This window comes from Streptomyces sp. NPDC048606 (assembly GCF_040650855.1).
Taxonomy (GTDB): domain Bacteria; phylum Actinomycetota; class Actinomycetes; order Streptomycetales; family Streptomycetaceae; genus Streptomyces.
Window position 1 is genome coordinate 17675 of the sequence record NZ_JBEZIB010000014.1, and the last position, 14316, is coordinate 31990.

10 protein-coding genes are annotated in these 14316 nt (G+C 76.6%); 5 read left to right on the top strand and 5 right to left on the bottom strand.

Annotated features, from left to right (window positions below):
• Positions 1–46: 46 nt before the first annotated feature.
• The 3 genes from AB0D01_RS17350 to AB0D01_RS17360 form a co-directional block, all read right to left on the bottom strand.
• The gene (locus tag AB0D01_RS17350) at positions 47–4687 is read right to left on the bottom strand and encodes a hypothetical protein (RefSeq protein WP_363056036.1); all 4641 of its coding nucleotides are present in this window, start codon (positions 4685–4687) and stop codon (positions 47–49) included.
• 66 nt (positions 4688–4753) lie between these two features.
• On the bottom strand, positions 4754–5653 hold the full coding sequence (locus tag AB0D01_RS17355; protein ID WP_363056037.1) for a hypothetical protein: 900 nt from the start codon (positions 5651–5653) through the stop codon (positions 4754–4756).
• 160 nt (positions 5654–5813) lie between these two features.
• Complete coding sequence (locus AB0D01_RS17360) at positions 5814–7364, bottom strand: hypothetical protein (RefSeq protein WP_363056038.1); 1551 nt, start codon at positions 7362–7364, stop codon at positions 5814–5816.
• Between the two features lie 85 nt (positions 7365–7449).
• Here AB0D01_RS17360 and AB0D01_RS17365 point away from each other — a divergent pair, with 85 nt between their 5' ends.
• The 3 genes from AB0D01_RS17365 to AB0D01_RS17375 all read left to right on the top strand — a co-directional run bounded on the left by AB0D01_RS17365 (position 7450) and on the right by AB0D01_RS17375 (position 9784).
• Complete coding sequence (locus tag AB0D01_RS17365) at positions 7450–8238, top strand: 5-oxoprolinase subunit PxpA (RefSeq protein WP_363056039.1); 789 nt, start codon at positions 7450–7452, stop codon at positions 8236–8238.
• A gap of 65 nt (positions 8239–8303) precedes the next feature.
• A complete protein-coding gene (locus AB0D01_RS17370; RefSeq protein ID WP_363056245.1) occupies positions 8304–8921 on the top strand; it encodes an allophanate hydrolase subunit 1 in 618 nt (205 codons plus the stop codon).
• A complete protein-coding gene (locus tag AB0D01_RS17375; RefSeq protein WP_363056040.1) occupies positions 8918–9784 on the top strand; it encodes a biotin-dependent carboxyltransferase family protein in 867 nt (288 codons plus the stop codon). The genes AB0D01_RS17370 and AB0D01_RS17375 overlap by 4 nt, the downstream gene beginning before the upstream one ends.
• Before the next feature lie 92 nt (positions 9785–9876).
• Here AB0D01_RS17375 and AB0D01_RS17380 read toward each other — a convergent pair whose 3' ends face one another.
• Positions 9877–11274, bottom strand: a complete 1398-nt coding sequence (locus AB0D01_RS17380; RefSeq protein ID WP_363056041.1) for a HEAT repeat domain-containing protein — start codon at positions 11272–11274, stop codon at positions 9877–9879.
• A 344-nt stretch (positions 11275–11618) separates the two neighbouring features.
• Positions 11619–12038: an ankyrin repeat domain-containing protein gene (locus tag AB0D01_RS17385; RefSeq protein WP_363056042.1), complete on the bottom strand. Its 420-nt coding sequence runs from the start codon at positions 12036–12038 to the stop codon at positions 11619–11621.
• 346 nt (positions 12039–12384) lie between these two features.
• On the opposite strand from AB0D01_RS17385, the gene AB0D01_RS17390 reads away from it, so the two are divergent.
• Together AB0D01_RS17390 and AB0D01_RS17395 are read left to right on the top strand one after the other, a co-directional pair.
• Positions 12385–12579: a hypothetical protein gene (locus AB0D01_RS17390; RefSeq protein ID WP_007262923.1), complete on the top strand. Its 195-nt coding sequence runs from the start codon at positions 12385–12387 to the stop codon at positions 12577–12579.
• An 84-nt stretch (positions 12580–12663) separates the two neighbouring features.
• A complete protein-coding gene (locus tag AB0D01_RS17395) occupies positions 12664–14316 on the top strand; it encodes a hypothetical protein (RefSeq protein ID WP_363056043.1) in 1653 nt (550 codons plus the stop codon).

The window sequence follows — 14316 nt, forward strand, 5'->3', positions numbered from 1 at the left end:
CGGGGGCGCCGGTGCGGGACGGGGCGGGCGGCCGGGAGCGCCCGGGTCAGGAGCGGCGGAACATGCGGGTCGCCGTGATCTCCCCGTGGATCGGCTCCGATTCCGGGGACTGCTGCGGCAGGCCCGGGCGCAGGTGCTCCTCCACGCTGATGTACTTCAGGCCCGCCCTCAGGTCCGCGTCGTTGCGCAGCCGGATGACCAGCGGGAACTCCGCCAGGGCGGTGGTGTCGAAGAGGCCCGTCGTGTAGAGGAGCTGGACGCCGAGCGCGTCCGAGACGGCCCGCTGGAGCTCCAGCAGGTACGTGGCGTTCGCGCGGCCGATCGGGTTGTCCAGGAAGAGCGTGCCCGCGTGCCGGTGCTTGTCCCGGCCCCGGTCGTTGCTGCGCAGCGCCGCCATCGTGCAGTAGAGGGCGATGGCGGCGGTGAGCAGCTGGCCGCCGGAGAACACGTCGCCCATCTGGCCGACGGGGACGCGTTCGGCGCGCAGCACGGCGTCGGGCTTGAGGATCTCCACCGAGATCCCCTTGGGTTCGAGGGCGGCCTGCACCCCGCGCAGCAGCAGGGACATGCCGTCGCGTCGGCCCTCGCCGAAGGAGGCGGTGCTGTTCTTCTTGACGGCCGAGCGCGTGGCCTCGTCGATGACCTCGCCGAGCCGTTCGGTCAAGGTGGCCTGGTCGGGTTCCTCGAAGCGGATCCGCAGGAACTCCTGACCCGACCACTCCCCCAGTCCTTCGGGCAGCTGGGAGAGGCGCTGGGCGGACCGCAGGGTGGCCAGCGCCGATTCGACGAGGCCGCGCAGCCGGTCGACGATGCTGTCGCGGTTGCGCTCCAGCTGGGCCAGCTCGTCGGTGAGGACCCGCAGCCGGGGCGCGAAGGCCGCCGCCCAGGCCGCCGCGTGCTCGGGCAGGGCCGAGGCGGGCAGTTCGCGGATCTGCTGGCGCGCGGGCGTGCGCACCTGCTCGTAGCGGTTGGCGTTGGCGTGGCGGACGAGGACGTCGCTCGCCTCGCGGACGGCGGCCTCGGCGGCCGACAGGTCGCCGGCGCAGGAGCGCAGGGAGCGGCGGGCCTCGGCGGCGGACTGCCGGGCCTCCTCCAGGGTGCCCGGGTGGGCCGCGGGCTCCTGCTCGTCGTCGGGGTGGGTGTGGTCGCGCAGCAGGTCCCGCAGGAGGGCCGCGGTCTCGTCGAAGCCGCCCGCGCCGTCCTCGGCGGCGCGGTGGGCCCGCAGCAGGTCCGCGTGGGCGGCCCGGGCCGATTCCACGGCGGCGGAGTGCGCGGCGAGCTGGGCGGTGGCGGTGCGCAGCAGGCCCTGGGCCTGTTCCACGTCCGTCGGGACGAGCTCCTCGGGCAGCTCGGTGTGGGCCCCGCCGTCGGTGGGGGCGAGGCGTTCGGCCTCGCCGCGCAGCCGGCCGAGCTGCTCGCTGGCGGTGGAGGCCCGCGACTCCAGCATCTGGACGAGGGCCTCGGCGCGGGCGGCCGCGGCCTGCCGGGAGGGGCCGTCGGCGCCGTCGGTGCCTTCGAGGAGCTGGGCGGCGCGGGTGCGGACCTTGTTGGTGAGGCGGTCGAGTTCGGCGAGGGCGGCGCTCTCGTCGCTCTCGGCGCGGGCCTGTTCGGCGCGCAGGTCGGCGCCGACGCCGACCTTCTCGTAGAGGCGGGAGGCGGCGCGGTAGGCCTCGCGGAGGTCGGGCAGCGGGGCCCTGGGGGCGGTGTCGTCCTCCGGGAGGGCCTCGGGGGCGCCGGCGATCTCGGCGCGTTCGGCGCGCAGGGCGCGGGCCGTGCGGTGGGCGTCGTCGGCGGCGCGCTGGGCGGCGCGCCGGTCCTCGTCGGCGGCGCGGGCCCGGTCGAGGCAGACCTCGGCGCGGGCCTCGGACTCGGCGGCCTCCTCGACGAGCTCCCGGACGCGGGCCTGCCAACCGGCGCGCTCGCGCAGGCGGTGGGCGAGCCCGGCGAGGGCGTCGGCGGCGCGGCGGGCGCGCTGGGCGGTGTCCTGGCGCTCGTCGCGTACGCGGCCGGCGTCGGCGGCGGCCTCGTCGGCCTCGGCGCGGACGGTACGGGCCTCGGCGAGTTCGGCGTCGGTCTCGGCGGCGAAGGCGCGGGCGGCCTCGGCGTGCCGGGCGAGCTCGGCGAGTCGGCCGGGCGGGCAGCCGGTGCGCCAGGAGGCGAGGCGTGCGGACAGTTCGCGGTCGCCGGACAGGCGGGCGGCCAGCTCGCGGATCTCGGTGTCGCGGGCGCTCGCGCGGGCGCGCAGGGCGCGGCGTTCCTCGTCGGCGGCGCCCTCGTCGTGCATGGCCGGGTTCGGCGAGACGATGAAGACGTCGGAGGCGGCGGGATCGCCGTGGGCGGGCGGGGCCGGCGCCAGCAGGGCGGCGGCGGTGCCCACCGCGACGGTGGAGCGGGGCAGCAGGGCGGCCGCGGAGAGGACCTCGCGGGCCCGGGCGTGGGTGTCGGGGTCGGTGATGACGACGCCGTCGACGAGTTCGGGGCGGGCGGCGAGGACGGCGGCGTGGTCGGCGGGATCCACGGACTGGGCGAGGTAGCGCCAGCCGGGCAGGGCCGGGATGCCGTGTTCGCCGAGGTGTTCGACGGTGGCGAGGACGTCGGGGCCGGGCGGCAGGAGGCCGCCGTCGCCGAGGGCACCGAGGATGCGGGCGTCGTCGGCGGCGGCGGTGCGCAGGTCGAACAACTGGCGTTCGGCGGCGGCGACGTTGTCGGTGAGCAGGGTGCGCAGCTCGTCGGCGCCCCGGTCGAGGTCCTCGGCGCTCAGCCCGTCGGGGGCGCTCGCGGCGGGCTCCTCGGCGCGCGGGCCGGGTACGGCGGCGTCGGCCGCGCCGGGCGCCGGGGGCACCGCCGGCAGGCCCAGCAGTTCGGCCAGGCGCGGGGAGGCGGCGAGGGAGGCGGCGGTACGGTACTCCGCCGCGTGGGCGGCCTCCGCGGCGTCGGCGGCGTCGGCGGCCCGTGCGGCGGTGAGTTCGGCGCGGGATTCCGCGGAGGCGGCCTCGCGGGCCGCCTCGGTCGCGGTGCGGGCGACCTCGCGGGAGGCGTCCCAGGCGGCCACGGCGGTCTTCTCGGCGTCACTGGCGGCGAGGGCGGCGCGGGCCGGGTCGGCGTCGGGGGCGGTGTCGTCGAGCCATCCGGCGCGGACGGCCTCGGCGGTCTCCTGCTCGACCTCGACGAGGCGGGCGCGCAGGTGCTCGGCCTCGCTGCGGGCGCGCTGGGCGGCGGTCGCGGCGGCGGTGGCGTCGCGGTGGGCGCTCTCGCCGACGGACTGGAGCTCGGCGGAACGCTCCTCCTCCTCGTGCGCGGCCCGCTCGCCCAGTTCGGCGGCGGTGTGCAGGGCCCGTACGAGGGCGCCGGCGGCCGTGGCGCGCGCGGCGAGCGCGGGCGCGGCGTCCCGTTCGGCCTCCAGGATCGCGGCGGCGACGCGGGCGGAGCGGTCGGCGGCGGCGCGGTGGCGCAGTACGGTCTCGGCGGCCTGCCAGGCGGCGTGCAGGGTGCGCGCTTCGAGGAGTTCGCGGCGCTGGGCGGCGGCTGCCTTGTCCGCGACGGTCAGGGCCAGCGAAGCGTGCCGGTAGGCCAGTTCGGCGGAGACGGCGGCGCTGCGGGTGCGCTGCGATTCGGCGGCGGTGACCTCGTGGGCGGCGCCGGTGACCCGCTGGGCGAGGTCGGCGGCGCGGCCGCGTTCCTCGGCGGCGCGTGCGGACAGCCGGCGGGCGAGGGTGCGGGTGCGGCGTTCGGCGCCGGCGTGGACGTCGCGCAGCCGGGAGCGGGTCTCGGCGGCCTCGACGATGCGGGTGAGGAGGTCCACGGAGCCCGCGGTGAAGTCGCGTTCGGCCATCAGCTCGGCGCGCCGGCCGAGCTTGTTGCCGAAGCCGTGGACGAGGTCGGCGAGCCCGTCGGTGTCGCGGGTGTCGGTGACGGCGCGCAGCAGCAGGTCGGTGAAGTCGGAGTCCTTCTTCACCGCGAACAGGCCGGCGGCCTCGCCCTCGTCGGCGTTCATCTCCCGCTGGTAGCGGAAGAGCTCGGGGTCGAGGCCGAGTTCGGTGAGGTGTTCGTTCCAGCGGTCGTGGATCTCCTCGAAGTACACCTCCAGGTGCGGGTAGGCCTTGCCGGCGTCGGTGAGGGCGTCGCGGAAGCCCTTCATGGTGCGGCGGCGGCCCTGGGCGCCGGAGGCGCCCTCGACGGGCGGGCGTACGGAGGTGGCCTCGGCGACCGGCAGGCTGTCCAGGCTCAGACCGGGGCCGGGGCGGAAGGAGTACCAGGCCTCGGCGAACTTGCGGGGGTCGTTGGAGACCTGTCGGCCGCGCCATTCGCTGACCTTGCCGACGACGACGCACTCGCCGGTCTGGGTGTGCTGCCACTCCAGGGCGACGTGGCCGCAGTCGTCGGCGAGCAGGAACTTGCGCAGGACGCCGGAGCTGGCGCCGCCGAGGGTGTTGCGGTGGCCGGGGAGCATCACCGAGAAGATCAGCTTGAGGAGGACGGACTTGCCGCCGCCGTTCTCCAGGAAGAGCACGCCCGCGGGCGCGGGGCGCCGGGGCGGGCCGGTGGGCTCGTCCTCGAAGAACTCCGCCTGGGTGGGCGCCGGGTGGGGCACCGGCTCACCGACTCCGCGCAGGTCGAGCACGGTGTCGGCGTAGCGTGCGCCGGCGGGCCCGATGGAGTAGAGGCGGATCCGGGACAGCTCGTACATGGCGGCGGACTCTCGTTGCTTCTCGGTGTTCGCGGTGTGTCGGGGGTGGTGCGGAAGGGCGCCGGCTCAGGCGTGGAACGGCAGGCCGGCGTCGGCGGCGAGCTCCAGGTCGTCGCCCTCGGGCGGCGGCAGGAGGGTGGCGGAGCCGTCGCTGACGGGGACCACGCCGAGTTCCAGGAGTTCGGCCATGGCCGCGCTGCCCGCCATGTCGCGGACCTGGAGCTGGTAGCGGGGGGTGGTGCGGTAGGTGCCGCCCGACTCGTCGCCGGTGCGCTGGAGGAACCCGGACTCGGTGAGGAAGGCGGCGGCCTTGCCGACGATGCCCGTGGTGGAGCCGGCGAGGCGGCGGGCGTCCTTGGTGGCGCCGGTGGCGCTGCGGCGGGCGTAGACGCGCCAGGCGGCCTCCAGGCCGGGGGCGTCGGAGGCCGGGTCGGTGTTCTCGCCGAGTTCCTCGGCGCGCTCCTCCAGGCGGCGGCAGGTCTGCCGGACGAAGGAGTCGACGCCGTTGACGGTGACGCGGCCGATGTAGCCGTCGTCGGCGAGGTCCTCGGGGCGGGGGAAGGCGAGGGCGGCGACGGCGAGGTGGGCGAGGCCGTGGAGGAAGCGGTCGCCGCCGTCGGCGGCGGTGCGGCGGGCGTAGTCGCCCATGCGGACGGCGAAGACGGAGTCCTCGCCGGCGGCGACGGCCATCCCGGCGCGCGGGGAGACCTCCAGCACGACGAGGCCGAGGCCGGTGGCCACGGCGTCGGCGAGCCGGCCGAAGGCGGGTTCCTCGCGGTAGCGGCGCAGCAGTTCGGCGTACTCGGCGTCGCGGGCGGGCAGCAGCTTGGGCTGGAGCCCGAAGGAGACCAGGCGGGCCGCGTCGGCGGCGTCGGCGGGGGTGACGGCCGCGGCGGGGGCGGGCGCCACGGGGCCCGACGGCGCGTCGGGCTCGCTCCACGCGGGGTGCTCGGCGTGGTCGCTCACGGGTACGTCTCCTCGGCGGTGCGGTGCGGTACGGGTGCGGGGGGTGCGGCGGGCGGGCCGGACGGTACGTCGGCCCCGGGGGCGGCGGCTCGCGACGCGGCGGCGCCGGGAGTCCGCTCCGCCCCGGCGGCGGGCCCGGGGGCCGGGCCGGACGGCGGGGTCACGTGGCCTCCGAGCGGGCCGCCGCCATGCCGGCGGCGTCCAGGAGGGCCGTGCCGACGATCAGGTCGGCGCCGCCGAACTCCGGGTCCTGGAGCGGGGTCCCGTCGTCGACCGCGAACAGCAGCCGCTCCTCGCCCTGCCGGTACGCCGTCCCCACCGCCGGGCTCGCCGCGTGCACGGCCAGGAGCGCCACCAGGTAGGGCAGGTCAGGGTCGGAGCGGCGGGCCTGCGCGAGGAGGCCGGACAGCCGGCGCGGGGCGTCGTGCGGGAGGTCCAGGAGGGTCGTCGCGGCGGCGAGCTGCTCCTCGCTGAAGCGGCTGTCGTCCGGGGTGGCGATCAGGTCGGGCTCGGGCATCTCCACGCCCAGGTGCTCCCGCTCCAGCGGCGGGGTCAGCAGGATCTCCACCAGGTCCGCGACCCGTACCGAGACGGGGGAGCGCAGGCCGGTGCCCGCCGCGAAGAAGGCGTCGGTGACGCGGACCGCCGCTTCGAGGGGCAGCGGAAGCAGGGGCGCGACCAGTTGCCCGTACAGGTCGATCCCGGAGCGGGGGGCGGGCGCCGCGAAGGCCTGCCGGTCCTGCTCGGCGCGGAAGAGCGGGCCCGCGTCCAGCAGCCGGGACTGGAGCTGGGTGTGCCGGCGGATGCAGTCCTTGACGATGTCGACGAGTTCGGCGGCCCGCCGCTTGTTGTCGGGGTCCTCGGCCTCGTCGCGGGCCTTGCGGATGTTGGTGAGGATCGCGTTCTCGTGCCGGTAGCGGTCGGCCACGTGGTCGAGGGCTTCCGCGATCATGTCCGGGACGGCCTGGAGCCAGTCCACGGCGCGGACGTTGCGCCGCGTGGCGTCGAGGGTGCGGCGCAGGGTCTCCGCGTACTGCACGGTGCGGTAGCGCGCCTGCTCGGCGGCGAGCTGCGCGTCGGCCAGCCGGCCGCGGCTGATCAGGACCTCCAGCTTGACCTCGGCGGCGATCTGGGCGCTGGTGACGTCCGTGTCGAGGGCGCCGACGAGCACGTTGACCGCCTCGTCGGTGGTGCGCAGGTAGACGGCGCCGCCGTACCCCGGGACCTCCTCGATCAGCTTGAAGTCGTAGTCGCGGCGCACGTACACGCCGTCGGGGCCGAAGGTGCCGTAGATCGCGCGGAATCCCCGGTCCACGCTGCCGACGTTGATCAGGTTCTCCAGCACCCAGCGGGCGACCCGCTCGTGCTCGGCCGTCGGGCGGGAGGGCGCCTGCGCGGCGACGCGCGGCAGCAGCCTGGCCACTATCTGCTCGTGGTCCGCGCCGGTGTCGAAGTCCATGTTCAGCGTGACGAGGTCGATCGCGGACAGCGCGACCTCCGCCATGGCGTAGACCCCGTACTCGCCGGCCAGATTGGCCTTGCGTACGTCGAGGTCGTGCAGCGGGGCGGTGCAGGCGAGGGCGCGCAGCCGCCGGGCCAGGCCCTCGTCGGCGGCCGGGCCCGGCGCCGGGGAGGGGAGGGTCTTCGCCGGGGCTGGGAGAGTCACGACGGAAAGAGTAGGCGGTGGATCGGACAACAACCCAAACGGCATGGTTCGGCCGGATCGTCCCCGGGCGGTCGGGGCGCGCGGGGCCCGTGCGGGGCGACGTTCGCGCGCCCTGCTCTACGCTCGCCGCATGGCTTCCATGATCACACCTTCCGCGGTCGCGATCGACCTCAACGCCGATCTGGGCGAGGGCTTCGGCCGGTGGACGCTGACGGACGACGAGGCCCTGCTGTCGGTCGTCACCAGCGCCAACGTGGCCTGCGGCTTCCACGCGGGCGATCCGTCGATCATGCGTCGGGTCTGCGAGCTGGCCGCCGGGCGGGGGGTGCGGATCGGGGCGCAGGTCTCCTACCGCGACCTGGCGGGCTTCGGGCGCCGCGCGATGGACGTGCCGGCCGGTGAGCTGGCGGACGAGGTGGCCTACCAGATCGGGGCCCTGGAGGTGTTCGCGCGGGCGGCCGGCTCGCGGGTGTCCTACGTGAAACCGCACGGAGCGCTCTACAACCGCACGGTGCACGACGCCGCCCAGGCGGGCGCGGTGGTGGCCGGGATCCGGCTCGCCGCCGGGGAGCGCGGGCTGCCGGTGCTCGGCCTGCCCGGGTCGCTGCTGCTGGAGGCCGTCGCCGGGGCCGGGTGGGAGCCGGTCGCGGAGGCCTTCGCGGACCGGGCCTACACGCCCGCCGGCACGCTCGTCCCGCGCGGGGAGCCGGGGGCCGTGGTGCACGACCCGGACGAGGTGGTCGCGCGGGCGCTGTCCATGGCCGCCGGGCGGACGGTGACGGCGGCCGACGGGAGCCGGATCCCCGTCGCGGCCCGCTCGCTGTGCCTGCACGGGGACACCCCGGGGGCGGCTGTGCTGGCCCGCCGGGTCCGGGAGGCGCTCGGCGGGGCCGGGGTGCGGGTGGAGGCCTTCGCGTGAGCGCGGTCGGGGACGCGGGCGGGGGTGACGGCCCGCGGGAACGGGGCGAGGGGACGGGGATGCGGATGCGGGTGTTGCCGGTGGGCACCGAGGGGCTGCTGATCGAGGTGGATTCGGCGGCGGAGGTGGCCGCCCTCCACGCCGAGCTGCTGCGCCGGCGCGACGCGGGCGAACTGGGCGGCGTACGGGAACTCGTCCCGGCCGCCCGGACCGTGCTGCTGGACGGCGTACGGGAGCCGGAGGCGCTGGCGGCCCGGATCCCGCGCTGGCGGGTGCCGGCGCTGGCGGAGACCGAGGGGCCGCTCGTCACCGTCCCCGTGCGCTACGACGGGCCCGACCTGGAGGGCGTCGCCCGCGCGTGGGGGGTCGCCGCGCCGGAGGTGGCGGACCTGATCGGCGACATCGTCTTCCGGGTGGCGTTCTGCGGGTTCGCCCCCGGCTTCGGCTACCTGACGGGACTCCCCGCACACCTGCGCCTGCCCCGCCGCGCCACGCCCCGTACGGCCGTGCCGGCGGGCTCGCTGGCCCTGGCCGGGGAGTACGCCGGGGTCTACCCCCGCTCCTCCCCCGGCGGCTGGCAGCTCGTCGGCACCACCGACGCCGTGCTCTGGGACCCGGCGCGGGAACCGGCCGCCCTGTTCGCGCCCGGGGTACGGGTGCGGTTCACGCGGGTGGGCCCGTGAGCGGGCTGCTGGTGGTGCGCCCCGGGGCGCTGACCACCCTCCAGGACCCCGGCCGCCCCGGGTACGCGCACCTGGGCGTCCCCCGCTCCGGCGCCCTCGACACGGCCGCGCACGCGCTGGCCAACCGGCTCCTGGGCAATCCCGTCGGCGCCGCCACGCTGGAGACCACCCTGGACGGGGTGCGGCTGCGCGCGCCGGCCCCGGTGACGGTGGCGGTGACGGGCGCTCCGTGTCCCGTACGGATCGACGGGCGCCCGGTGGCCTGGGGTGCGCCGGTGCGGCTGGCGGCGGGGGCGGAGCTGGACGTGGGCCGGGCCGAGTCGGGGGTGCGGGCGTACGTGGCGGTGCGGGGCGGGTTCGCCGTGCCGCCGGTGCTGGGCAGCCGCGCGACGGACCTGCTCTCCGGGCTGGGGCCGCCGCCGCTCCGGGCGGGCACGGTGCTGCCGGTGGGCCCGCCCGGCCCGGACCCGGTCGCCGGGGCGGACACCCCGCGGCTGCCGGGGCCCCCGACGGAGCTGGTGCTCCCGCTGCGCCCGGGGCCGCGGGCCGACTGGTTCACGGGGGCTTCGCTCGCGCGGCTGCTGTCGGCGCGCTACCGGGTGGCGGCGGCGTCCAACCGCATCGGCCTGCGCACGGAGGCGGGACCGCCGCTGGAGCGGGCCCGGGGCGGCGAGCTGCCGAGCGAGGGCATGGTCCTGGGCGCGGTGCAGGTCCCCCCGGACGGGATGCCGGTGGTGTTCCTGGCGGACCACCCCGTGACGGGCGGCTACCCGGTGGTCGGCGTGGTCCCCCCGGGCCCGGCCCTGGACGCCGCCGCCCAGGCCCGCCCGGGCACCCCGATCCGCTTCGTGCGCCGGCGCTAGGGTCCGGTCGGGGGCGGCTGGGTGGGTTCGGTGGTCCCGTCCCGCGCGGGGCGGGACCACCGGGGTGGAGGGCCGTGGCCCCGACGGGGGTGCTACACCGCCGACTCCGGGGTGATCCTGCTGCGGACCGCCGACTGGACGTCCTCCTCCTCCGCCGGGTCCGCCGCGAGGCGGCGCAGGCGCGGGGCGACGCGGGCGTCGGCCGTCTCGGCGTGGCGGGCGGCCACCTCCCGGGTGGTCTCCTCGCAGTCCCACAGGCATTCGACGGCGAAGCCGGCCGCGAAGGACGGGTCCGTGGCGGCCAGGGCGCGGGCGACGCGGCCGCGCAGGTGCGAGGAGGACGTCTCGCGGTAGACGTGGCGCAGCACGGGTGCGGCGCAGCCGATGGAGAGCCGGCCCGCGCCGTCGACGAGGGCGAAGAGGCGCAGGCTGTCGGGGCCCGCGCCGCGCACGGTGGAGCGGAGGGCTCCCAGGACGAGCGCGGCGTCCTCGGCGTCGCCGCGTGCCGCCAGGAGGGCCGCGGCGGCCGCTCCGAGGGCGTCGGGCCGGTGGACCCACAGGCGGGCCCGTTCGACGGCGGCGGGGCCGCACATGCGCTCGTAGGCGGCGACGGCGGGCTCGTCCCCGGCGGCCTCGATGAGGTCGAGGACGGCCGGGTTGTCGGGCTCGGCGACGACCAGGTGGTGCAGGGCGGTGGCGCGGGCGGCCTCGCCGGCGGCGCCCGCGGCGGCCGCGAGGACGGCGGGGCGGTCCTCGGGGGCGGCGACGGCGGCGAGGCAGCGCGCGGCGGGCACGTGCAGCGGGGTGCCGCGGCGCAGGCCGTCGGCGGCCCAGTCGAAGACGGCCTGGACGCCCCAGCCGGGGCGGGGGCCGCTCGGGGTGAGCTGTCGCTGCCAGCGGTCGAAGGAGCCCTGCTGTCGGGCGGCGCGCAGGCGCTCGCCGTAGCGGGGCGACTGCTCCCACAGGGACCACGGCCGGGGCTCGTAGGCGTCGCGGATCGCGGCGGCCAGCCGCGCCTCGCCCTCCGCCGTGGCGGGGAAGCGGGCGAGGACGGGTGCGGCGAGGGAGCGCAGTCCCTCGTCGTCGTCGCGCAGGGCGAGCTCGTCGAGGGCCCAGGCCCAGTTGGCGCCGGAGGCGGCGTAGCGGCGCAGCAGCATGAGCGCGTCGTCACGGCCGTACGAGGCCAGGTGTCCCAGGACGGACAGGGCGAGACCCGTGCGGTGGTCCTCCTCGTCGACGAGGTCGTCGGCGCTGAAGAGGTGGCTCTCGATCTGGCCGAGGGGGCCGTCGAGGTCCAGGTAGAGACGGGCGTAGTACAGGGAGCGGTTCTCGACCTGCCAGTCCTGACGCGGGTCGCGGAGCACGCACTGGTCCAGGGCCTCCAGGGCCTGCGGCCGGGGGGCCGCGAGGGCGTGCAGCGTGCCGTCGCCGCGACCCCGCTGGAGGAGCCCGAGCAGGGTGCCGCTTGGCGCTATGACTGGTTCGAACATGGGAATGGCCTCATATCAAGCTGGGGACGCAACCGGGAATCGGAATTCACAGGGCCGCGTAACAGCATGTGAGGACGTTCGCCGTCGTGTTCCGCTCGATGTAGACCATTGCCTTCTCACTCTCGTCGGTGCTTCGCGGCCAGGGCGGCCGGTGTGGCGGGTGCGGGTGGGTGGACACCTGGTGTGTCCAGCCCGCTCCTGCCCGTCCGTCATGTTCACGAATCGAATCCGACGCCATGATGACCCAGGCGGTTTGTGCGCCGCGACCACATTTAAGGCCGCCGTGACCAAGCCGTGAGCTCACGGGCCGGTCTTGGCCCGGTGTGGCCCGGGTCTGAAGCGGATTACTCGGCTCCGAAGAGTTCCAGCAGGTCGGCCTTGGCGAACATGCGGGCGGTGTCGACGGCGGAGGGGGTGCCGGCCGTCGGGTCGGCGCCGCCGGCGAGCAGGGCGCGGATGACCCCCTCCTGCCCCTTGAAGACGGCGCCGGCGAGCGGGGTCTGGCCCCGGTCGTTGGCGCGGTCGGCCTCGGCGCCGCGGGCGAGCAGGGCCGTGACGGTGGCCGCGTGGCCGTGGTAGGCGGCGAGCATGACGAGGGTGTCGCCGCGGTCGTTGGTGAGGTTCGCGGGGACGCCGGCGTCGAGGTAGGCGGTCAGCGTCTCGGTCTCGCCCTGTCGGGCGAGGTCGAAGATCTTGGTCGCCAGTTCGATGACGTCCTCGTCGGGGGCGTCGGGCGCTCCGGTGGCGTCCTGGTGCTCGGTCATCGGGCGTACCGCCTTTCACTCGCTGCGTGCCGGCAAGAGTTTCCCCAGGCCACGAGGGCGCGGGGGCGTACGGCGTCACGTCCGTACGGGTGAATCGCCAGGGTAGCGCCCGGTCGGCGGCGTGACGGGAGTGACCCGGAGCAAGGATGCCGGGCGCGGCCGGCGCGCCGGTCGGGCCCACACCCGGGGCGTCGGGCGCGCCAGTGGAACTGGGCCGGTCAAGTGAAAAACTTCGGGATTCACCCGTATGCACCTTTTATCGCATTGATACTTCCTGTGAGCCTGGAAGTACTGATGGTGACCGTCCCCACCCACCAGGAGCCACTACTCACCAGGAGAACGTCCCATGGTCCTGTCCATCTCAGGTGTCGTCCTGCTCGGCATCATCTGCTTCCTGTTCTTCAAGAAGGACGGGATGAAGCTGACGCACGCCTTCGTGTGCGCGTTGTTCGGTTTCTTCCTCGCCGGTTCCGCCATCGCCCCGAGCATCACCGCGAGTACGGCGAGCCTCGCGAGCCTCCTCGGCGGGATCAAGCTCTAGCGGCCCGGCCGCCCGTCCGGGCACCCGAGCCCGTCCGGGCATCCGACCCCACCGTCCGCACCACCACAACTCCAGGAGACGACCGTGGCCCGGCGCCCCCTCCCCCGCATCCTCAGCAGCGGCACCGCGTCGCTCACCCGGGGCCGCGACCTCGCTCGCACGGCCGCCGACAACGCCACGGACGTCCTCCATCCCCTGCTGGTCATCGGACGCGGACTGCGCGTCCTGGCCGGCACGGGGCGGCGCAGATGGGCGCAGACGCCCAAGGACAAGCGCGGCCCCGCGCTCTTCCTCGGCGCCGCCTGCGCCCTGGCCGTCGGGCTCGTGCCCTACGGACCCCTGATCGCCCTGATCACCCTGATGGCGGCGGCGGCCTGGCACGGCCGCGACCGCACCCCGGTGAAGACCGGGCCCGGCGACGCCGAGACCGAGCGGCTCGGGTCCCTCTACGAGGCGCTCGTGCCGTACTTCTCCATCCCCGAGGACCCGAACCCGCTCTTCGCGCACGGCGGGGACTGGGAACAGGCCTTCGGCGACTACGCCTTCGACGAGGCGGGCCGCGTCACCCGGCTGCGCATCCGCTACCCGGCGTACTTCACCGACGGCGAGGCGGGCTCGCGGGCCCGCATCGAGGCCCTGCTGCACGCCAAGTCGGGGCGCGGTCGCGAGTACCTCTTCGAGTGGGACGAGGAGGGCAACCAGCTCGACCTGCGCGTCCTCGCGGCGCTGCCCACCGGGGTCGGCGCGCAGCCGTTCGTGACCTCGCCGGGCGAGAGCGTCCTCGGGTTCACCGACGCCACGGGCGTGCGGCGGACCCTGCCGGTCGTGGAGGGGGACGAGCGGCGCGACATGCCGCCGGTGATCTGGCGCACCGGGCCCCGTTCCACCGAACCGCACCTGCTGGCCGTGGGGCAGCCCGGCGGCGGCACCTCCACCCTGCTGCGCTCCCTCGCCCTCCAGGCGCTGGGGCAGGGCGGCGACGTGTTGATCGTCGAGGGCGGGGCGAGCGGCGAGTACGCCTGCCTGGCCGGCCGCGCCGGGGTGCTCGCCGTCGAGTGCGGGACCGTCGGCGCGCAGGCGACGCTGGAGTGGGCGGCGCGCGAGACCGAACGGCGGCTGATCGCCACCCACCGGGCGCGCGAGGCCGGCCGGCCCGCCCCGGAGGACACCAGGCGCCCGCTGTGGCTGCTGCTGGACCGGGCCGGGGTCCTCGCGCACCTGGCGGCGTCGGAGGGCCGGCCCGACCCGCTGGAGCGGCTCCAGGTGCCGTTGCGGCACGGCCGGGCGGCGTCGGTCACGGTGGTGGTGGCCGAGCAGTTCGACCACCTGGAGCTGCTGCACGACGCCGTCTGGCAGCACACGCGCGCCCGCGTCGTGCTCGGGCAGGCCTCCGCCGGGCAGATCACCGACGTGCTGGGGCTGCCCCCGCACACCACCCCGCCCGTGCAGCCGGCGCCGGGGCGCGGCTACGCCCGGCTCGGCACCGGCCCCGTGCACCGGCTCCAGGTGCCGGCGACCCCGGACCCGTACGACGACGGCGCCCACCCGGACCACCGCCAGGCGGTGCTGGACCTGCTGCCCGAACGGCAGGCCCCGACCCCGGGGGACGACGCGGACCGCGCGGTCCCGGACCGCCCCTACCAGGTGCTCCGGGCCCGGCACGTGGCCGCGCCCGCCGGCCGGGTCCCCGAGCCGGACACCGCGCAGACGCCGGAGGTCGCGGCGGAGGCCCCGTAG

Excerpts from the sequence above, each read along its gene's own strand:
- AB0D01_RS17350 (WP_363056036.1), bottom strand. The coding sequence starts at position 4,687 with ATGTACGAGCTGTCCCGGATCCGCCTCTACTCCATCGGGCCCGCCGGC.
- AB0D01_RS17360 (WP_363056038.1), bottom strand. The coding sequence starts at position 7,364 with ATGCCGTTTGGGTTGTTGTCCGATCCACCGCCTACTCTTTCCGTCGTG.
- AB0D01_RS17365 (WP_363056039.1), top strand. The coding sequence starts at position 7,450 with ATGGCTTCCATGATCACACCTTCCGCGGTCGCGATCGACCTCAACGCC.
- AB0D01_RS17370 (WP_363056245.1), top strand. The coding sequence starts at position 8,304 with ATGCGGGTGTTGCCGGTGGGCACCGAGGGGCTGCTGATCGAGGTGGAT.
- AB0D01_RS17380 (WP_363056041.1), bottom strand. The coding sequence starts at position 11,274 with ATGTTCGAACCAGTCATAGCGCCAAGCGGCACCCTGCTCGGGCTCCTC.
- AB0D01_RS17385 (WP_363056042.1), bottom strand. The coding sequence starts at position 12,038 with ATGACCGAGCACCAGGACGCCACCGGAGCGCCCGACGCCCCCGACGAG.
- AB0D01_RS17390 (WP_007262923.1), top strand. The coding sequence starts at position 12,385 with ATGGTCCTGTCCATCTCAGGTGTCGTCCTGCTCGGCATCATCTGCTTC.